Source organism: Microbacterium sp. USHLN272, assembly GCF_037149655.1.
Taxonomy (GTDB): Bacteria; Actinomycetota; Actinomycetes; order Actinomycetales; family Microbacteriaceae; genus Microbacterium; species Microbacterium galbinum.
Map to the genome: position 1 here is coordinate 1,461,897 of NZ_JBBCRA010000001.1, position 20,018 is coordinate 1,481,914.

At 67.4% G+C, this 20,018-nt stretch carries 18 protein-coding genes and 1 tRNA gene; 2 read left to right on the forward strand and 17 right to left on the reverse strand.

Annotated features, from left to right (window positions below):
- Window positions 1-49 precede the first annotated feature (49 nt).
- Window positions 50-1,780, reverse strand: a complete 1,731-nt coding sequence (locus WFJ97_RS07105) for an L-aspartate oxidase (RefSeq protein WP_336640955.1) — start codon at window positions 1,778-1,780, stop codon at window positions 50-52.
- A gap of 77 nt (window positions 1,781-1,857) precedes the next feature.
- Here WFJ97_RS07105 and WFJ97_RS07110 point away from each other — a divergent pair, with 77 nt between their 5' ends.
- Window positions 1,858-2,793, forward strand: a complete 936-nt coding sequence (locus WFJ97_RS07110) for a LysR family transcriptional regulator (protein ID WP_336640956.1) — start codon at window positions 1,858-1,860, stop codon at window positions 2,791-2,793.
- A 4-nt stretch (window positions 2,794-2,797) separates the two neighbouring features.
- Here WFJ97_RS07110 and WFJ97_RS07115 read toward each other — a convergent pair whose 3' ends face one another.
- From WFJ97_RS07115 to WFJ97_RS07180, 14 genes are all read right to left on the reverse strand, one after another.
- Complete coding sequence (locus tag WFJ97_RS07115; RefSeq protein WP_336640957.1) at window positions 2,798-3,319, reverse strand: DUF2247 family protein; 522 nt, start codon at window positions 3,317-3,319, stop codon at window positions 2,798-2,800.
- 48 nt (window positions 3,320-3,367) lie between these two features.
- On the reverse strand, window positions 3,368-5,011 hold the full coding sequence (locus tag WFJ97_RS07120) for a hypothetical protein (protein WP_336640958.1): 1,644 nt from the start codon (window positions 5,009-5,011) through the stop codon (window positions 3,368-3,370).
- The gene (locus WFJ97_RS07125; protein WP_336640959.1) at window positions 5,004-5,639 is read right to left on the reverse strand and encodes a hypothetical protein; all 636 of its coding nucleotides are present in this window, start codon (window positions 5,637-5,639) and stop codon (window positions 5,004-5,006) included. The genes WFJ97_RS07120 and WFJ97_RS07125 overlap by 8 nt, the downstream gene beginning before the upstream one ends.
- A gap of 167 nt (window positions 5,640-5,806) precedes the next feature.
- On the reverse strand, window positions 5,807-6,361 hold the full coding sequence (locus WFJ97_RS07130; protein ID WP_336640960.1) for a hypothetical protein: 555 nt from the start codon (window positions 6,359-6,361) through the stop codon (window positions 5,807-5,809).
- A gap of 2 nt (window positions 6,362-6,363) precedes the next feature.
- A complete protein-coding gene (locus WFJ97_RS07135; RefSeq protein WP_336640961.1) occupies window positions 6,364-6,795 on the reverse strand; it encodes a DUF4279 domain-containing protein in 432 nt (143 codons plus the stop codon).
- 9 nt (window positions 6,796-6,804) lie between these two features.
- The gene (locus tag WFJ97_RS07140) at window positions 6,805-7,011 is read right to left on the reverse strand and encodes a hypothetical protein (protein WP_336640962.1); all 207 of its coding nucleotides are present in this window, start codon (window positions 7,009-7,011) and stop codon (window positions 6,805-6,807) included.
- Between the two features lie 167 nt (window positions 7,012-7,178).
- Complete coding sequence (locus tag WFJ97_RS07145) at window positions 7,179-7,487, reverse strand: hypothetical protein (RefSeq protein ID WP_336640963.1); 309 nt, start codon at window positions 7,485-7,487, stop codon at window positions 7,179-7,181.
- 125 nt (window positions 7,488-7,612) lie between these two features.
- Window positions 7,613-7,990: a DUF6188 family protein gene (locus WFJ97_RS07150; RefSeq protein ID WP_336640964.1), complete on the reverse strand. Its 378-nt coding sequence runs from the start codon at window positions 7,988-7,990 to the stop codon at window positions 7,613-7,615.
- A gap of 82 nt (window positions 7,991-8,072) precedes the next feature.
- A complete protein-coding gene (locus WFJ97_RS07155) occupies window positions 8,073-8,318 on the reverse strand; it encodes a hypothetical protein (RefSeq protein WP_336640965.1) in 246 nt (81 codons plus the stop codon).
- Window positions 8,319-8,445: 127 nt separating this feature from the next.
- Entirely contained in the window at window positions 8,446-8,658 is a 213-nt protein-coding gene (locus WFJ97_RS07160; protein ID WP_336640966.1) for a hypothetical protein, read from the reverse strand.
- Window positions 8,659-9,136: 478 nt separating this feature from the next.
- The gene (locus tag WFJ97_RS07165; protein WP_336640967.1) at window positions 9,137-15,673 is read right to left on the reverse strand and encodes an RHS repeat-associated core domain-containing protein; all 6,537 of its coding nucleotides are present in this window, start codon (window positions 15,671-15,673) and stop codon (window positions 9,137-9,139) included.
- Window positions 15,673-16,593 carry a hypothetical protein gene (locus WFJ97_RS07170; RefSeq protein ID WP_336640968.1) on the reverse strand — a complete coding sequence of 307 codons (921 nt, stop codon included), beginning with the start codon at window positions 16,591-16,593 and terminating at the stop codon, window positions 15,673-15,675. Before WFJ97_RS07170 ends, WFJ97_RS07165 begins: the two co-directional genes overlap by 1 nt.
- Window positions 16,594-17,191: 598 nt before the next feature.
- Window positions 17,192-17,264: transfer RNA gene (locus tag WFJ97_RS07175), tRNA-Arg, on the reverse strand.
- Between the two features lie 65 nt (window positions 17,265-17,329).
- Entirely contained in the window at window positions 17,330-17,923 is a 594-nt protein-coding gene (locus WFJ97_RS07180; RefSeq protein WP_247632879.1) for an asparagine synthase, read from the reverse strand.
- A gap of 95 nt (window positions 17,924-18,018) precedes the next feature.
- On the opposite strand from WFJ97_RS07180, the gene WFJ97_RS07185 reads away from it, so the two are divergent.
- Window positions 18,019-18,876 (forward strand): SDR family NAD(P)-dependent oxidoreductase, encoded by an 858-nt coding sequence (locus WFJ97_RS07185; protein WP_336640969.1) that lies wholly within the window; start codon window positions 18,019-18,021, stop codon window positions 18,874-18,876.
- Window positions 18,877-18,891: 15 nt separating this feature from the next.
- Here the strand turns inward: WFJ97_RS07185 and WFJ97_RS07190 are convergent, their stop codons facing one another.
- Window positions 18,892-19,761 carry a hypothetical protein gene (locus WFJ97_RS07190; protein ID WP_336640970.1) on the reverse strand — a complete coding sequence of 290 codons (870 nt, stop codon included), beginning with the start codon at window positions 19,759-19,761 and terminating at the stop codon, window positions 18,892-18,894.
- The gene (locus WFJ97_RS07195; protein ID WP_336640971.1) at window positions 19,758-20,003 is read right to left on the reverse strand and encodes a hypothetical protein; all 246 of its coding nucleotides are present in this window, start codon (window positions 20,001-20,003) and stop codon (window positions 19,758-19,760) included. Before WFJ97_RS07195 ends, WFJ97_RS07190 begins: the two co-directional genes overlap by 4 nt.
- Window positions 20,004-20,018: the final 15 nt, after the last annotated feature.

Consider the following 20,018-nt stretch of genomic DNA (forward strand, 5'->3'; position numbering starts at 1 on the left):
CGCTCACCGGTCACGCGGCGTGTCTTGACCCCTCACGGAGGGTGGGGGCCTATTCGACGAGCTTGCCCGCCGTGTCGACCTCGCGCATGAGCTCGGCGATCTCCTCGGGGATCTCGGGGACCGCCTCGCGCGTCACGCCGTCGCGCGGCGACCAGACGAGGTTCACCTGCAGCGTCGGGTCGGTGTCGGGGAAGTCGCTGCGGTTGTGGCATCCGCGGGTCTCACGACGCTCGAGCGCCGCCTCCATCGTCGCCCGCGCGGCGAGCGCCGACGCCTTGAGGTCGAAGGCGTGCGCGAGGTCCTGGAACCCGGCGATGTCGGGGTGGATGCCGATGTCTTCCATGCGCCCCTCGATGAGGTCGAGTTCGGCGAGGCCCTGACGCAGCCCCTCCTCCGAGCGCACGACGCCGGCGTGCTCGGTCATGGTGTTGCGGATCGCGCGCTGCAGGGCGCGCACGTTCTCGCGTCCGTCGGCGGCGAGGAGCTCGTCGATCTCGGCTCGTGCGCCGGCGACGGCATCCGCTGACCGCTTCTGAGCCTCGAGGGAGGCCGCGTGCTCCATCGCGGCCTGGCCGACGATGCGTCCGTAGACGAGCAGTTCGATGAGCGAGTTGCCGCCGAGGCGGTTGGCGCCGTGGAGCCCGCTCGAGGCCTCGCCGATGGCGTAGAGGCCGTCGACGTCGGTCTGGTGGTCTTCGGGCCGCACCCACACGCCGCCCATCGAGTAGTGCGCGGTCGGCGCGATCTCGATCGGGTCGGTGGTGATGTCGAGCATCTGCAGCTCCATCATCGTCTGGTAGACGCGGGGCAGGCGGGTCATGATCGTCTCGCGCGGCAGGTGCGAGACGTCGAGCCAGACGCCGCCGTTCTCGGTGCCGCGCCCCTCTTTGATCTCGGTGTACGCAGCGAGCGCGACGCGGTCGCGGGTCGACAGCTCCATGCGCTCGGGATCGTACTTCGACATGAAGCGCTCGCCGAGGGCGTTGCGCAGGATGCCGCCGTCGCCGCGTGCCGCCTCGGAGATGAGGGTGCCGGCGGCGTTCTCGGGCTCGATGATGCCGGACGGGTGGAACTGCACGAGCTCGGGATCGCGGAGGCGGGCTCCGGCATCGACCGCGAGGCGGAAGGAGTCGCCGGTGTTCTCGTCGCGGCGCGAGGAGGTGCGGCGCCAGATGCGGTTGTGTCCACCGGCGGCGAGGATGACGGCATCCGCGTGGATCAGGTAGCGGGTGCCGTCGGCCTGGTCGAAGCCATAGGCGCCGAAGACGACGTTGTCGCGCACGAGCAGGCGGGTGATGTAGACGTTGTCGAGGATAGGGACCTCGAGCTGCTCGGCCTTGCGCACGAGGGTGCGCTGGATCTCGAGGCCGGTGTAGTCGCCCGAGAAGGCGGTGCGGCGGAAGGTGTGCGCGCCGAAGAAGCGCTGCGAGATGCGTCCGTCGTCTTCGCGGGCGAAGTCCATGCCCCAGCGTTCGAGGTCGCGGATGCCGCGTTCGGCGCCCTGCGTGACGATCTCGACGGTGTGGGGGTTGGCGAGCAGGTAGCTCTCCTTGATGGTGTCGGCGGCGTGCTGCTGCCAGCTGTCGTCGGCGTCCATGGTGCCGAGGGCGGCGTTGATGCCGCCGGCGGCGAGGGAGGTGTGGGCATCCTGTCGGGGGCGTTTGCCGACGGCGAGGACGTCGATGCCGTGTTCGGCGACCTCGATCGCCGCGCGCAGCCCGGATCCGCCGGTGCCGATGACGAGGATCGTGGTGGAGATCTGACGTTCGCGAGTACTCATGCTCTCGACGCTAGTTAGGTCACCCTAATAACTCCAATGCATAGTTCCTCTTCGAACCATGTTGGTAGCCTATGGACATGAACCTCGAGCAGTTGCGCGGATTCGTCGAGGTCGCCCGCCTCGGGCACTTCACGCGGGCGTCCGAATCGCTGCACCTCGCGCAGCCGTCGCTCAGTCGGCAGATCTCGACGCTCGAACGCGAACTCGGTGCCGAACTCTTCCATCGCGCGCGCGGCCACATCGCCCTCACCTCCGCCGGCGAGACGCTGCTCCCCCGCGCCCAGCGCATGCTCGCCGAGGCCGAGGCGATCAAGGAGGAGATGGGCGAGCTCGCCGGCATCCGTCGTGGACGCGTGCGCCTCGGCGCCCCGCCCACCCTGTGCATGAGCCTCGTCGCCGAGGCGCTCGCGGCCTTCCACGTCGCGCACCCCAGTGTCGAGCTGCAGCTCGCCGAGGCCGGATCGCGCGCGCTGGTCGAGCAGGTCGCCGTCGGCGCGGTCGACATGGCGCTCATCACCGAATCGGCCGGCCCGCCACCCGCGGGCGTGAGCCTGACGCGGATGCCCCTGCTCACCGAAGAGCTCGTCGTCGTGTCGTCGGCGTCTCAGCCGCCGGTGTCGACGGCATCCGCCATCGGCCTCGACGAGCTCGCCACCTTGCCGCTCATCGTCTTCGACGAGACGTACGAACTGCGCGCGACGACGGATGCCGCGTTCCGCAGCGAGGGCCTCGAACCCGTGCCCGTCCTCGCCGGCGCCGAGATGGACGCCGTGCTGCGCTTCGTCGAACGCGGCCTGGGCGTCGCCGTCGTGCCCGCGATGGTGCTGCTCGACCAGCCCGGCTTGCGGTCGATGCGCCTGTCGCACCCCATGATGACCCGAACGGTCAGCCTCGCGCACCGCTCGGACGTGCGGCCGGCGATCGCGGTGTCGGCCATGCGGAAAGTGATCGTCGCGACCGCGGTGGAGGTCGCGCGGCGGGACCCGGCGATCACGAGCCTGGTGGAGGGGTAGGGGTCTAGCGCTCCTCAAACGGGTCGCCCGGCCGATCTTCACGCGAGCGCACGAGAGCCTCCGCTTCACTCGTCAAGTACTGTCGCCAGCTCTCCGTCATGGCCGCCAAGCCAGAAGGGGCGCCTTCCTCCAGCGGCATGTATCTCACGAACGGTGCCACCGACTCCGGGTAGCCGAAGTCGGCGTAGATCAGTTCGACGAACTCGAAAGGATCCTTCAGATTCTCCCTGAGTTCGTACGTCGCGAGCAGCTCGAGATAGAGCCACTTTCGGACAGACAGCTCCGGCTGAAGCGTCGCCTGTTCTCCCACACCGAGGATCTCCCGAATATCCGCGATCGCGCTGCCATCGAGCTCCGAGAGCTCCTGGATGATCGGGTCGACAGGCGATTCGAGATCAGCGCGCTTCGCCAGAGCGACGACAGTCGTCGGCTTCACGATGCCAAGCGATAGCCCGAGTCGCAGGTCGTCAACCGTGAGATCAACTCCGGAGCGACTGAGAAACCGAATGTCGAGTTCAAGCCTCATCGACTCACCACCCGTTCACGTCCTTCGGGATCGGCACGAACCGCCCACTCACCACTGTTCCTCCGCCGGCGCGGACCCGGGGTTCAGCAGCTCGCCGACAGCATCCAGCACGATGCGGGCAGACGCCTCGGCCTCCAGTATCTCCAGTTCCTGACCCAGAGTGAGGTTGCGGCGCTCGCGTAACTCGGCGTAGCCGGCCCACGCGGCGTCGAGCGCGTGCAGCTGCTGCGCTGCATCCCACACATCGCTGTCGCTCACGCGATCGGAGACGTAGAAGTCGCGGAGAACTGTGCGCGGGAGCATCCGTCGGCTGTCGTTCCCCAGCGCCTCGATCGCGCGCGTCCGCGCGGCCTCCGTGCGCGCAACGCTCCCGCCGCCGATGCGCCAAATCGAGAGGCCGAGCCCGAGGACCGTGAGGAGGCCGAACGCGAGGAGCAGAAGTCGCATCCACAAGGGCGGATCGTGCATGCCGTCCGCCAGAACGGTCGTGCCGACGAGTACGCCCGCGCCGAGCAACACGATCAACCCCGCGGCGATCCCGCGCGTGACGATCTTGGCGTTATCCGCACGAGTGTCGATGTTCTCGATCTCGCGGAGGGTCTTGTCGCGCGTGCGCGGGTCGAAGACGTAGGTGGCGAGCCATTCCGACCAGCGGGGTTCGCTGGCGATCGGCCCGAGTTCGCGCGCCTCCACAGCGGGCGGCTCACCCGGGTTCGACCGGCGCCGCCAGAGCGGACCCGCGATCGACGGCGCCAGGTGTTCGTCTCGCGAGTTGTTCATGAGGTAGGTCGCGCGCCACTCTTCAGGGCATCGCGCCAGTGTTCTAACGATCTCGGCAGCGTTGGCTTCGGCAGGTGACCCGTCCCCGGGGAATCGCAGGAAGACCTGGAACGGATGCTCCGGGTCCCGGTCGAGGAGAGATGAGAGCCACACTCTGATCCGCGCAGGATCGTCGTGGTCGGGACCGACCCAGTCGAGCTTCACCCCGCGCTCGCTGAGGAGCTCGTGATCCACCCGACCGAACACCAGACGCCGTGCGGCATCCATCGGGGTCTCCCACGAACGATCCGCCCGGACGCGCTCGACCTCCTTTTCGTATGCGCCGACCGGGAAGGAGACACCCGCGTCGACGCCGTTCGGCACGCCGCTCACCCAATCCCAGTGAACGGCCTCGCCGTCGGGCGAGATGTCGACGTCGACCCAGTCGCACTCGGAATCCCCACATGCCGGGCACGATGAGATCAGCGCGCGCCGCTCGTCGACCTCTACCGTGAAGTGGTCGATGTCGACGGGGTGGAGGCCGGAGGAGAGGCTGGCGGCGACAGAGACGTCGTTGATGTAGATGGACAGCTCCACGCCCGTGCTGCTCGCCTCCGACGGCTCGATCGCGAAGCGGATGCTGTCACTCGCGATGCGCTCCCAACCACGCCCGTCGATCACGCGCGGCACCCATCGTTCTCCTCTGGGCGGGTGGGGGATGCCGAGCTCTTCGCACGTAGCGAGGAGAAGCCGCTCGGTGGCGATCTCGTCGTTGGCCGGCTGCCCGGCGAGAATCCGGAGGCTCGGGCTGTCGAGGTCGTCGACGAGTGCGGCCACCGCGGCATCGACGACGCGGAGGCTCCAATCCTCACCCCTTGCGTGCACCGCGCGGACGATCGCGTCGAAGAACCGGAGTTCGGGGGTTTCAGTCATTGAGGGACTCCTCCCTGTGCGGGGCCGCGCCGCGAGGATCGAGAACCTCCATCGCCTCGGCGATCGTCGCCGGCTTGAGCAACCCTTTTCGGATGCGCATGATGGGGAACTCGGCGGCCGGGTCACCGTTCGGGTGGAGTAGTTCCAACCGTCCGATGCCCGGTGGGTTGCCCAACCGGAACCTCCCGTCTGGGAGGTCGAGGAGCAGTTGCTCGCCGGAGAAGCCCATGCGGAGCTCGAGCCCGTTCGCGGTACGGACCGCTACCAGCCGGGCACTGGCCAACGTCGGCGCGTTGACGAAGTCCTTCTGAAGCGCTCGCGCATGCGCCGAGTGCTCCCACAGCTTGGCCACGCCGAGCATCTGTCTGAGGGACGGGCGCAGGATGACGCCGTGATCGGCGCCGGTGGCAGCCATCGCCCCGTGGAGCGCTTTTCGCGCGGCCCGCGGTTCGCTGTACTTGTAGGCGACCCGCGCGACAAAGGGAGAGACGAGGAACGCAGGGCCGAAGAAGTAATTGGCCTCAGTCGGCAACGTTCCGCCCGACAGAACGCTCGTACTCGCCGCAGCGACCATCAGGACGATGATGACCGCCATCCAGTAGAGGGCCAACAACCCGAAATGTGTCATGGCTTCATCTCCACGGCGACGGCGTAGCCGCCGCCCCCCGCAGCAGCATCCGTCCCTGCTTCTGGTCGCACCAGAACCACCCCCTCATGAATAAGACGACCCATGGCACCTAACATGACGGCGCTACGCCACCTGTTACGCGAACGAGACGAGAAGCCTCGAGTGCTTCAGCGTGCGAACACCATCGGGAGCATCAGCTCCAGCGCCTGCATGGTGAGAACGACCGTCCAGTACGTCATCGCCACGAAGGCCAGCGACTGCGAGATCACCGACACCATCAGCGGCGCACGCTCGGCGCTGCCCTGCCGCCGGACGACGACGTGTCGCCCGATCACATAGACCAGGGGCGACAGGAACGTCCATGCCCAGGGAAACGGCTGGAAGAACCCGCGACCCGTCAGCGCGCGCACATCGAGCACGGCGAATCGAACGGATGCCGCGTACGCGCCCCATCCCAGAATGAACGACGTCCACAGCCACGGGCTGAAGAAGGGTTCGAAGAACAGTGACATGAACTCCCTCATGCTTTCCGCGGAGTCGTATGTCGGCCGGTCTACGCGCGCGACATCATCGACCATCAGTTGGACGATTTGCGGGAAGATCCGCTGCCAATCAGCGAGGTAGCCGAACGCCAGAATCGACGTCAAGATCGGCAGGGCGACGATGAGCCAGTTCCAGACGGTGCGCGAACTTGCCGGCGGAAGGCTCTGCGCAGGAGACACGATCATGCGCCAGCCTCGCGTTCGGCATCCGTTCGGTCATCGAGGTTCACCGTCGTGTATAGGTCGACGCCCAGTGCCGCGATCTGCGCCATCAGCTCGACCGGCAGCACGAATCCGCCTTGGGTGGAGTCGGAGTCGGCCGTCCACCAGATGCGGGTCTCACAGTCCGCCGGAAGCCGAGGCACCCTCCCCGCTGCGGGACGGCAGGCATCGAGCAACCAGCGCAACGCGACCGTGCCGGTTCGGTCGTCTTCGGTGTTGTCCATCCGGTCGGAGTCGATGCACCAGACGTTGCACTCCTGCACGCGCCCCGAGCGCAGAACTGTGCCTCTGGGGATGACTCCGGTGGGCTGGATGCCGAGCACCTCCGTGATCGATTCCAGTGGCGTCTCCATCGATCGCACGACGAATAATGCCAGTCCGGATTGGATCATGCGCGCCCCTCACCCCTTCGTTTGTTCGTCATCGCTCTTGAAGCTCTTCCAGAATCTGTAGAGCCCGTTTCCCAGCGCGATGATGCCGAGGCCGCCGGCCACGGTGACCTCGAACGGTTGGTCTTCCCGCCTCGTAGTCGGAACTCCATCGCGGACATCCAGCCAGTACGCGAGCGCCATCAGCGCGACCCCCGCGAAGAACAGGAGGAGGTTCAACCACCGATACGCGTTTCGCCTGCGGGCGCTCACTCTTCCTCCGATCACCTTGAACGCGCCTAGCGTTCGCAGCCCTGCGTTGCGGCGTCCGCCACTCCACTGAAGAGACGACCGAGCGCACGAATCATGACGCGACTTCGAGAGATCCCGCGCTACTCCACGCTGAACTAGAGCAAGTCGTTCAGGCTGACTCGATGCCACTCGCCCTTCCCCATATGAGAGACACCGACGAAAGGCGGTCGCTGTTCGGCCCGAAACATGAGTCGGAGAGGACCGTTCATCAGGAGCGACACAGTGTTGAAGTCGTACCAAGCGAGCGCATGCCGCAACCGGGTGTGCTGCGCCCAACCGTGCACGAGGACCCAGGCCAGAAACGCGATGGGGATGACCAGCCACAACAGGATGCCGCGAATGAACATGAGCAGGAGTCCGCCGACGATCTCGAGAAACCGCGCACCACGGGTCGAAGCATTCACAGTGCTCTCCTCCCTCTCTCCAGCAACCACTGCACCACCGCCGGAGGGAAGTCGTGTTCGAAACAGTAGAGACATTCCGTCTCGTCCCCCTACGTGGCTCGCAGGAACGAGCCGGAGCTGGGGCATCATCTCCGCGCACCCCAGGAGCTCACCCCACCGCCCGGAAGTGCGACGACCATCGATCCGTCCGACCAGCCCGCCGACCAGGCTTCGAAGCGAGGATCTGGCGCGACCGTGAGAGCAAGACCGCCGACGAACCTGATCGAGAGCTTTCCGGTTTCTTCGTCAGCGGTGGCTGCTTCGATCACTCGGCCGTGGAGAATCACCCCGAGTCGCAGGTCGGCACCGAGGTTCTCAGGATCGATCATCGTCGACGCGACCGCTGATTCTGCGAGCTCGAAAGGGCATTCAATGCGGATGGCGGCTCGTCCGGATAGCACGAGGGTCACGCCCTGTTGTGTATCGATCGCATCTATTCGACGTGCTCGAATGTCGATCTCCACTGTCACCACCTCTCAAGCAGGTCGTAGGCGCGATGGGATTGCGCGGCATGCACGCCAGACGCACCCTCCGTGATCGCGACCCTCACAGGCGATCCAGTTCGTTCCCGGAGGAGTCGCGCACCAGATAGTCGCCGGGCAAGGGCACCCACACCGCGACTCCGTTTGGCCACACGACGATCTCGACACCGGCCATAGCACTCACGGGAAGCTCCAGCGTCAACCAATCTCCCCCCTCCACAACGAACGACGTCCCGATCGGCTCGAACCCAATCTCAGACGAGCTTCCCTCCGTTACGGAGATCTTCAGCGTCGTCCGGTCCTCGTTCATTCGCACCTTCCCCCTCCACAGGCTCCGAATCGGAGCCCTCAAAGAGAAGACGATGAACCCCGCAGATTATGACGCGAGTCCCCGCATCCAGATCGCCCCAAGTTCGTTCGTCATGCTTCGCGTGGCGCTACATCCCGATCAAACGCACGAGGTCGTCGATCTCCGCTTTCGAGACCGCTCCATCGACGAGGTCGCCGATCTCATCGAGCCTGCCGACGACTTCGACGAGCTCTTCTTCGTATCCCGATTCGTAGATGAGATCGATCGCCTGACCCGCCTCGTCATAGCCGTACGCGTTCGTCTCACCATCGGATGCCTCCGACTGTGCCAGCCAGCACAACCGACTTGCACGTTGATTTCACTCCCCGCTCCCGGCGTGGCGCACCCACACCGTCCGTGAAAACTCCCAACTGAGCGCGCGATCCCGCATGGAGCGCGAGCAAACGTACTCGGCGGAGTACGAGTCGCCCCATGGTGTCCGAGGGTAGGGGCATCGATATTCTTCTCGATCGCTGGGGAACGAGAAGAATCCATCCGCAAACAAGTAGATCGACGGTGGCTCGTCTGACGTGTCTCGTGCTGGCATTGCTAAGTCAGGCAAGTTGGTGTCGACGTCGGACGAGTACCCGTACGGAAGGGCGAGCCGCGCATGCGACGAAGAGGGACGATTTCGCGCTACAAGCGAAAAGAGGTCGAGAACCGCGACTCGTGACATGACGTCCACGCCGGAGATTTCGTCAGCGTGGGCACTGACGAAAGTCCCTCGGGACTGGTTCAGCTCATCGCTCGCATGAGCAATCCATTCGAGGACTCGCGAATTAGCCACGTGGAATCACCCATCCGTTCCGCTGCAACCAGGCGATCTGGTCACGCGTCAAGTTCGCCACACCGTGCTTCCACGTGCCGTCGACGTTCAAAGCCGCTCCGTTCGAGAAATGGACGTGCTGCTGCTCGCCCGTCACCTTACCTGTGTCGACTCGTCGGATGCCGGAGGGAGCTTGACCTCGATTGATTTGTTGATTGAGCTGGTTCGGCGACGAAGGCCTCGATCCACCTGCGTTAGCGCCATTGCCGCTCGGCGTTTCGTTGAACATCGTTTGGGCGCCGTCGCCCACCGCGGCTGCCCCGCCGACGATTGCAACGCCGCCGAGGATCGTTCCTGCGGAAATCGAGACGGCGCCGGCGGCGGCGGTCGTGCCTGCGCTCGTCACAGCGACGGCACCTGCCGATGCGAGAATCGTTGCGCCGCAGATGCCTGCTGTGGCGGCAATACACGCGATTCCGAGCCCGACAAGAAGCGCACCACCGACGATCCAACCGGCCGCGGCCCATTGTTCCGATGTCCATGGACTTGCGGAGAACGGCCCACCCTGGGACGACAAAGGAACGGGGCCCGCACAGGTTTCATACGAGTAAACACACGGCGGGTGGCTCGCTGCGGTCCAGTCATCCGACTCACCCGACGGGTTCGAGACCTTGCCCTTGGGCAGCGACTTCACCACCTTCGAGAGCGAGTTCGCCAATGAATTCATGTTCATCGCCGCGGATGCGGCAGCGAGCCCGCCCTTCGTCGTCGACTTCTTCACGTTGGTCTTGCCGAACCCCGCCGCAAGCCCACCCTTCTTCGAGGCATACCCAAGGTGGTCACTGAACGCCACAGGCGAGTTCTCGACGTACGCGAACCGGTTCAACGACTGCGGGCGCACCAGCAGCCCGCGCCACTCATCCGGCTGCACCCACGACCCGGTCGCGGTGTCGTAGTCACGGGCGTAGTAGTGATCCAGCCCGAGAGTCGCATCGCCCGGCTGCCCGTCATTACCGACCAACGACGCCCACCCCGTGGACTCGAACCCGGCAGCACCGAAGTCCGCATAATCCACGAGATCCGTGATCCGGCCCCCGGCATCCACCGTCGCCGTCGCATTACGCGCATCACCCAACACCCACGCATCGTCGTACGCACCCGACTGGAACACGACCTCACCCGTCGGATCCCGAAGGAGATCCGTCGACCCGTGCAACCCGCTATCCGTCGCAACCGGATCAAGACCATCCCACGTCGTCCCGGTCGTATCCGACCCAAACCGGGTCTCATCCGTCACCGACGTCCGACGATCCAAACCGTCATACGTATACGACGTCGACCGGCCCTGCGTCTGCGTCGACAACAACCGCCCCGCCGCATCATGACCGAACGACGTCGGAACACCGTTCACCGTCTGAGACGACCGGTTACCCGCACCATCGAACGAGTACGACGCAGAACCCGCGTTCGCACCGGTCGTCTTGGTCGACAGCAACTGACCTGCGGCGTTGAACTCCGCCGTCAGGTGAGACTCCCCCGCCTCGGCGCCCGTAATATCCCACGACGTGCGGTTACCCGCCTCGTCATAACCGTACGCGTTCGTCTCACCATCGGATGCCTCCGACTGCGTCAGGCGGCCCAGGTTGTCGTAGGTGAAGGTGTGGGAGAGAGTGTCGACCGATTGCGTGGGGTCGGGCCCTTCGACAGGCTCAGGGACCGACGGTGTGGACGGGGTGTCGGGCCCTTCGACAGGCTCAGGGACCGACGGTTCCGCGATCTCGGGACCCGTGATCGTGCGGACCGAGCCCGTCACACTGCCCGCGGCGTCGTACTCGTACGTGTACTCGAGCGACGCACCGGCGGGAACCGGAGACTCCACCTCGGGCAGCGTGCGCCGCTCGAGATAGTCCCACGTCTTCACGCACGGCTTCTGCCCACCCGCGGTCGGCGCCTGCCGCTCGGCGAGATACGTGCCCACGGCACGGCACTCCACGGCATCCGTCTTCAACGGCTCCGGCTCGGGCTCGGCAGGCACCGGCTCCGGCTCGGGCGTCTCGTGCAGCACCCGCGTGACCTGACCCAGCGGGTCGTACTCGAACGAGCTCGTCACCTGGTTCGGGCGGGTGATGCCCGTCAACCGGCTCTCGGCATCCCACGCGTATTCGACGACCCCCTCGGGCGTCGACTGCGTCGCCACATCACCCGCGGCGTCGAACGTGTACGCCGTCTCGGTGCCATCCGGATACGTCAGCGACTCGCGCAGACCCGCCTGCGTGTACGTCGAGGTGAGCGTGTCCCCCCGGGTGTCGGTCTGCTGGAGCAGACGACCCACCTCGTCGTAGACCCACCCGGTCGTGCCGGTCGGGTCGTCCATCACGATCGGCTGCTGCTCGCCGCTGTACTCGAACGACACCTCGCCGTCCGACCGCACCAGCGTCTCGACGTCGCTGCGCACGTCGTACGTGTACGCGGCCATGAGGCCAGCCGGGTTCGACACCCGCTCGACGCGACCGGCGTCGTCGTACGCCGTCTTCGTCTCGATGCCCGTCGGACCGGTCTCGGTCGTCTGACGCCCCGCCGCGTCGTACGCGAAGGTCGTCTCCGCCCCCAGCGGGTTCGTGATCTTCTCGAGGAGACCCGTGGCGGTGTACGCGTACGCGGTCTTCACGTTCACATCGGCGGCGGCATCCGCCCCGGGCTCGTAACCCTCGATGACCCCGACGAGCTGACCCGCCTCGTCGTACGAGAAGGCCGTCGCCTCGCCGACCGGATCGACGGCCTGCGTCTGCCGGCCGGCCTTGTCGTAGGCGTACGTGCTCACGCCGCCCGCGGCATCCGTCGCCGTCACCAGGCGCGATGCCTTGTCGTAGGCGTAGGTAGTGACCCCGCCGAGCGCATCGGTCTGCGACACCAGGCGCCCCGCGGCATCGTAGGCGTAGGTCGTGCGCGCCCCACCGGGCGCGACGAACGCCGTCTGCTGCCCGTTGCGGTCGTACTCGATCGCGGTCGTGCGACCGTCGGCATCGAGGATGCTCGCGATCCGCCCCACGGCGTCGTACGAGAACTCGGTGACCGCACCGGTGGCATCGGTCTCACGCAGCACCTGGCCGGCGGCATCCACCTCGTAGAGCGTCGGATTGCCGTTGCGGTCGACGACCCCGATGAGGTTGCCGTCGATGTCGTACAGGTACTCGGTCTCGAACCCTGCCGGGTCGGTGACGAGCGTCACCCGATCCATCGGGTCGTACTCGTAGGTCGCGACGCCGCCCGCTGCGTCGGTCTGCGACACCACGCGTCCGGCGGCGTCGTACTCCACCGACGACGCGGCACCCGTGGCGTCGGTGGTCGTGACCGGGCGACCGAGATCGTCGATCGTCGATGTCGTCTCGGCACCGAGAGGATCGACGTATGCCGTCTGCACCCCGGTCTCGTCGTACCGGCGCTCCCACTCCCCGCCGTTCGGGTCGATGACACCCACCGTGCGGTAGGCCTCGTCGAGCACGAACGCGGTGGTTCCGCCCTCGGCATCCGATGACGCCGTCAGATTGTCTTCCCCGTCGTAGGCGAACGTCGACGCACCGCCCTCGGGGTCGGTCACCGTGACCAGGCGCGCCAGCGCATCCCACGTGTAACCGGTGACCGCGCCCATCGGGTCGGTCGCCGCCGTCAGCTGCCCGTTGCCGTCGTAGGCGTAGGTGGTGACCCCGCCCTCGGCATCCGTCGTCGATGCGAGGCGGTCGCCCGCATCCCAGGCGAACGACGAGACGCCGCCGGCCGCATCGGTCACCGCGGTGAGGCGGTTGCTCGCGTCGTAGGCATAGGTCGTGACCCGCCCGATCGCATCGGTCGACGACACCAGGTTGCCCCGCGCGTCGTACGCATAGGTCGTGGCGGCTCCCGACGGCAGGATGCTGCGCGTCACGTCACCCGCGGCGTTGTACTCGAACCGCACAGACGCGCCGTCGGCCTGCTGCACCTCGGTGATCAGGCCCTGCGCGTTGTAGACGTTGGTCTCGGTGCGGTCGCCGTCGAGATCGGTCGCCGTCTCGACGTCGCCGCCATCGGTGTACGTGTAGCTCGTGACGGTGCCCGACGGGTCGACCTCCTCGAGCAGGTTGCCGTCATCGTCGTAGGTGTACTCCCACGTGCGACCGGCCTCGTCGGTGTGCGACGACACGTTGCCGACGTCGTCGAACTCCCACGTCGCCTTCTCACCAGCGGTGTCGACGATGCCCGTGATGCGGGCCTTGTCGTCGTACTCGAACACGGCCACGCCGCCCTCGTTGTCGGTGTAGGTCGTCTTGCCGTCGGCGTACGCGAAAGTGCGCACGTTGCTCTCGGCATCCAGCTGACGCACCACGCGGCCCGCCGCGTCGTACTCGTTCACGAGATACGTGACGCCGTTGCCGTCGGTGGCCGTGAGCATCCGGTGCTCGGCGTCGTACGTGAACGACTGCACGGTGCCGTCGGCGCTCGTGATCGACATCAGATCGCCGGCGTCGTTGTAGGCCAGCGACCAGGTGCGACCGTCGGGCAGCGTGAAACCGGTGATGCGGCCGACGCCGTCGCTCGCGACCTGCATGGTCTGCCCGGCGGCGTCGGTGATCGAGGTCAGCGGCGTGAACTGGTGCACGTCGGGGTCGGATGCCCCGTACGTGAGGGTCGTGGCGTTGCCCTGGCGGTCGACGTGCCGGGTGAGCTCGCCGATGCCCCAGATGTCGGCGGCGTCGAAGACCCAGGTCTCACCCTCGTCACTCGTGAGGTTCAGCTGGCCCGCGCCGCCCTCGGTGAGGGTGAGGCCGAGCCCCTCCTCACCCGTGTAGCCACCGGCGCCGTCGCTCGCGAACACGAATGACGCACCACCACCACGCACGACCATGACCGAGTCGTCGTCGAAGCGCTGCGCCCGGGCACCCAGCCCGAACGTCCAGCCCGCACCGACCCGCGAGAGCCGGCCGTCCTGCGCGTTGTAGACGAGGTTCACCGCGATCGACTGCGCGCCGGGGCCCGCCAGGTCGAACAGCGGGAACGACTCGACCAGGTTCCCGGTCGAGAACGACACCGGGTCGGCGCCGTAGGTCTGGTAGTTCTGGTAGCCCAGGTGGCGCCAGCGGGCGAGCTCGGCCTGCGACGGCGGCGAAGGCCAGCCGCCCAGCACGGGGTCGGTGCAGTCGAAGCCGATCGACTCGAGGTACCCGCCGAGGCTGCGGAACGTGCCGTCGACGATGCTGCCGAAGCCCTGATCGATGACCGGGCGGTCGTAGTTGTGGTCGAGGAACAGCGTCTCGACGTGCGCGTACGCCCCCGGCACCCCGCCGAACTGCGCGAACGGGAAGTTCGCGTTCGACGGCTCGATGTTCGACGGACGCCCCGTGTAGGTCGGCATGTGCGTGACGAACGAGTCGCGCAGTTGGTTGTCGGCGCCCGAGCCGCGCGAGTAGGCCATCGTGCCGCCCTCGGCCTCGTTGCCCCACGCGTACCCGTTCCACGTCGCGAAGCCGAAGCTCACGGTGGCGACGGGGTTGGCGGATGCCGCGACTCCGGCGCGTGTGTCGCGGGAGACGAACGGGATGCCGGCCGCGTTCGTGACCACGACTCGGGCCTTGCACTGCAGTTCGAGGTAGCTCTTGAGCCCCTGCACGAGGTTCCAGTTGTACGGGAACTCGGTCGCCGGAGCCGGCGTCTGCACGACGCCCTCGTCGTTGTCGGGGTCGAGCACCACCACCGGCCCCGGCGGAACCGGGAACGGGGTGCCGATCACGACGAACTGCGACAGGTGATCGGACTCGCCCTTGACCGTCTGCGTCTCGGCGTCGAAGTACGACGGCAGCTCGGTCCACGGCTCGTCGGGCGTCGATCGCGTGTAGATGCGCAGGGTCGAGGTCTCGACCTCGGCCTCTTCGACGCGCGCCATGTCGACGTCGAACTCGAGCGTGATGCCCGGAATCACGTCCTTGACGACCGGGCCGTGCTCGGGGTCGTCGCTGGGCAGATCGATCAGCTCGGCGGGGAAGCTCGTGACCTTCTCGCCGGCATCGTTCAGCGCGACGATCTCGACCGGATCGCTCACCACCACACCCGAGGTGTCGACCACGGCCGAGCGACGCGCCTGCGCCTCGGACGGCGCCTCGGTGAGGCTGAGCGAGACGGGAGCCTCGAGGTCGTGGCCCGAGAACGTCGCCTGCACGCCGAGCGCGTCGGAGGCGATGTCGGTCGGCTCGCCGGGTGCGAGATCGGATGCCGCAGCCGAGGTCTTGATCGGCTTCGAGGTGCCGGTGGAGGTGTGGGTGGTGGCGCTGGTGGTCGTGGAGATTCCGCCTTGGACGGGCGGGGCCGCCGGGGCGGGGGTCTCGGTGGCGGTGCCGGTGGTGTCATCGGTGTCGTCGAGCTCTCCGTCGGCGTTCAGGCCGGCGGCCGCGTAGACCTTCTGCAGCACCTCGGAGCGGGCCTGCTCCATGAGCTCTTGGGGCGTGAACGGTGCGGGCGCCACGGCGCCGACACCGAGAACCAGCGCCGCGATCGCACTGACCGCGACGGACCTCGACCACATCAGCGACCAGCCTCGGTGGAGTCGTCGGTGTCGGGCGTCGTGTCGGGGGTGGTGTCGGGCGTCGTGTCGGGCGTCGGGTCGGTGCCTTCGGCGTCCGGGGAGGTGTCGGCTTCTGCGGCGGGCTCGTCGAAGACGTCGAGGTCGGAGTCCGCGTCGGCATCCGTGTCGGTCTCGGTAGGCGCAGCGGCATCCGTGTCGGTATCCGTGTCGGTGTCGGCATCCGCGTCATCACCCGAGTCGATGTCCGCCGTGGCGGCGGCGTTGCGGCGGCGCTGCCAGATCCAGAGTCCGAGGCCGCCGCCGATCAGCACGACGGCGAGGATGATGATCCAGAGGGCGATCGTGCCACCGGTGATGGCGAGGTCGTCGACGCGCACGACGCAGGCGGCGAGCTCCGCGGCATCCGAGACGCCGTTGCCGTCGTAGTCCTCCGAGCCGTCGGCGCAGGTGCGCGTGCCGCAGATCACGAACTCGACCCAGTCGCCGATGCGGTCGCCGTCGGCGTCTTCGAGCGAGTTCGAGCAGGTGTCGGTGCCGCAGACGAGGCGCTCGGCGAAGTCGGGGATGCCGTCCTTGTCGCGGTCGGCCGTGGGCGAGGCGCACGTGGTGCTGCCGCACGAGAGCACTTCGGTCCAGTCGGGGATGCCGTCGGCGTCGCGGTCTTCGGTGCCGATCGCGCAGGTCGCGGTGCCGCAGACCTCGCGCTCGACGACGTCGGGGATGCTGTCGCCGTCGGAGTCCTTCTCGTCCGCCGAGGCGAACACCACCGGAGCGGCCGCGACGCTCGCGATCACCGTGTCGGCGGAGGCGGGTTCGACTGCCTGCGCCATGACCGGTGTCGACATCAACGACACCAGTGCTACTGCTCCGACGATTGCGCGCGCGACAACACGTCGCACCATGTACTTGGGCAAAGTCATCCCCCCCGGATGCTCACAGGCGCCTCATATGCGCCGCTCTGGGGATTCACAGTGGCCTATGTCTTCGCGCAATTGCAAGCTGAATTGCGCGACACGCCGGGCCCAGAAAAAAGATTCCGTTTTCGCGTCATAAAACGCCGAGTTCCTCGTCTAGGCGGTAGCACGAGCACTTTCTCGGGTCGCCCCTTTTGGCATTTTGGTATATCGGGTGCGGGCGTTTATCCGTGGCGAATTTCGAGTTCGTGCGGGGCGGAATCCTTCGACAGGCTCAGCGCCCCAGTGCAGAGACGGAGCGACCCGGTGAGGGTGGGTCCCTGAGCTTGTCGAAGAGTCCCCCACAAGACACTCTTCCCCCGGCACAACTTCGGAGATCCGATTCGACACGCCGGACGAACGGATTCCTCGACCGGCGCGTCGCGCCAGAACTCCGAAGTTGTGCGGGGGCGGGACGCTTCGACGGGCTCAGCGACCCAGTGCAGAGGCAGAGCGACCCGGTGAAGAGACTGGGTCCCTGAGGCTGTCGAAGGGTCCCCCGCGAGACACTCCCTGGGGTACGAGAAAACCCCCGCCGCTCTCGCGACGGGGGTTTCATCTGCTGTGCGCCCGAAGGGACTCGAACCCCTAACCTTCTGATCCGTAGTCAGATGCTCTATCCATTGAGCTACGGGCGCCCAGCCCGCTCAGCGGGCCGTGGAATAGCCTACATGAGACTCGACGCGAAAGCGAAACGAGCCCCTCAGGCGGTCTCGGCGGACTCCTTCTCGGCGTCCTTCTCCTTCTTCTTGCGCTTCGCCTTGGCGCGCTGCAGCGACGACAGCGCCTGCAGATCGACGAGCCGCAGCGCCTGCATCCGCGCCTCGCGCATGCGGGAGTAGTCAGGATCCTGATCGGGACGCATGCCCTCGACGCGCAGTCGACGGTCGAGGTTGTGCCGCACGTCGGACCACGCACCCTCGCGCGCCTCTTCGACCATCGCGCCGAGCTGCTCGGGGTCGTCCATCATCTCGCGCAGCTTCGCCGCGACGCCGCTCGACTGCTTCGCCCGCCGCCGAAGGTTGCGCACATCGCGGTCGCGGTAGTCGTGCGTGCCGCGCGGATCGGAGTGCCGACCACGCGCCCGCTTGCGCAGGGCGGTGACGTTCTCAGCCGCCGCCTCGGACTCCTCGGCCATCGCTCGCAACGCCTCACGGGCGTCGGCGATGTACTTCTCGGTGTCGAAGATCCCGTCCTCGGCGATCGTCCCGACGAGGATGTGGTTCTTGATCGCGAGGCGCGCCGCAGCGGTCGCGATCGCGACGCCTTCGGCGATGGCATCCGCTGTTCGTCCCACCGGAACCTCCTCCCTTTGAGCGTACCCGTATCGCCCGCGCGCAGCCTCGGCCAGAATGGGCAAGAGCCCGCTCGGCTCGCCCTCGAGGAGTATGCATGCGGCCACTGACATTGCCCGGAAGCACGACCGTCATCACCGGCGCGGCCAGCGGTATGGGGGCCGAGGTCGCCCGCCAGCTCGCCGCCGCCGGCGCGCACCTCGCCCTCATCGACCACAACGCCGAGGCGCTGCAGGCCCTCTCGACCGAGCTCGCCGGCCCGCGCAACCCGAGCGCCCCACCCGTCACCATCCACGTGGTCGACCTTCGCGACGACGACGCGGTGTTCGCGACGGCATCCGACATCACCGCCGCCCACCCTCGGATCACCGCGCTCATCACCTGCGCGGGGTCGTCGATGCTCGGCGACATCGACCAGCTCACGATGGAGGAGATGCGCTGGCTCACCGACGTGAACCTCTGGGGCACCGTGTCGATCACGAAGGCGCTCCTGCCCGCGCTGCGCCGCGCCCCCGCCGCCCACATCACGCACCTCGCGAGCGTCTACGCCCTCGCCGCACCCGCCGGTCGCATCCCCTACGCGCTGAGCAAGTACGCCGTGCGCGGGTTCTCCGAGGCGCTGCGGCACGAGCTCGAGGGCAGCACGGTGTCGGTCGGCGCGGTGTATCCGGCGGGCGTGCGCACGGGCATCATCCTGCACGGTCGGTACGCCGCCGCGATCCCGCCGGCCATCGCCGATCGGGCCGCCGCCGCACAGGCCGCGATGTACCACACCGAACCCGCGGATGCCGCGGCGCGCATCGTGCGCGCGACCGTCCATCGCCGGGCGCGCACCATGATCGGCCGCGAGGCCCGGCTCATCGACGTGCTCACGCGCCTCTCCCCTGCCGGGTACTGGCGCGTCATGCGCGGGCCGCTGCGCGAGGCCATCGACACGACGACACCCATCGACTGAGCCAGCGACCGGCCGTCAGCCCACCGCGCCGACCCAGATGCCCGATGCCCACGCCTGCTGATCGCCGTTGCACCCGACATCGCCCGGGTACCCGCGCACGACGGCCATGCAGTTGGCCAGGAACTCGGGGTCTCCCCCGAACATCGACTGGTACGAGCCCGAGGCGTTGAGCGCACCCCACACCTGGAATTGGTAGATGTGCGCGAGCTCGTGCGCCATGGCCCACTGCAGGCGCCCGGTGCTCCAGTTCGCGATGTCGGCGCGGTACTTGATGTAGCCTCCGCTGTTCGCGCAGGCCGGGGCCGTGCCGCCCGCGCACGACGACGACTCGTACAGGCCCACGCCCGCCCCGCCCACCTGGTCGAGGGCGGCGCGCACGCGCGCGTACCCGTCGGGTCCGCTCGTGCTCCAGGCCGGCCCGGCAGGACCCGCGGTGACGATCTGCGCCGCCTGCCAGTCGGAGACCTCCTCGCCCACCTTCTCGGTGAGCGCGTGAACAGTGGCGGTGGCCGCGACGACCACCGCGGGATCCGACCGCTCGGCGAGCACCGTCTGCTGCGCATTCAGAGCGGATGCCCGGTGCGCCGCCGTGTCGACCTTGCCGTCCGCGCCCTCCAACGCCGTGGAGAGAGCGGCGATCTCATCGACGAAGGCGGGGCGCACCTCGAGCACCGCGTCGCGGTCGGCGGCATCCTCTTCGGCGCGTTCGACGGCCCCTTCGAGATAGGCGGTGCGCGCGGCAGAGGTGTTCGCCTGCTCGGTCACGGCGATCAGTTCGGCGACCGTCTCGGCGCGCTCCGCCTCGAGAGCGGCGGCTCGATCGACCACGGCGCCGCCCACCAGGATCGCCGCAGCGATCGTCACCGCCATCGCGCGCCGGATCACTGCATGAATCCCGTGGTGTCGGTGAGTTCGGCATCCTGCTCGGCGATCTGCGAGCGCAGGGCCGTGAGCCGGACGGCGAGGCCGAGGTTGTCGTCACCGATTTCGTCGAGACGCTCAGTGGTCTGCTCGACGCGCTCGTGGAGCTGGGCGACCTCGGCCGCGCGCTGCTGGTCGGCGAGCACGACGATCGTCACTCCCCCGATCAACAACAGACCCCCGACGACGACGGCTACGCCTCGCATACCGCTCCCCAGAGA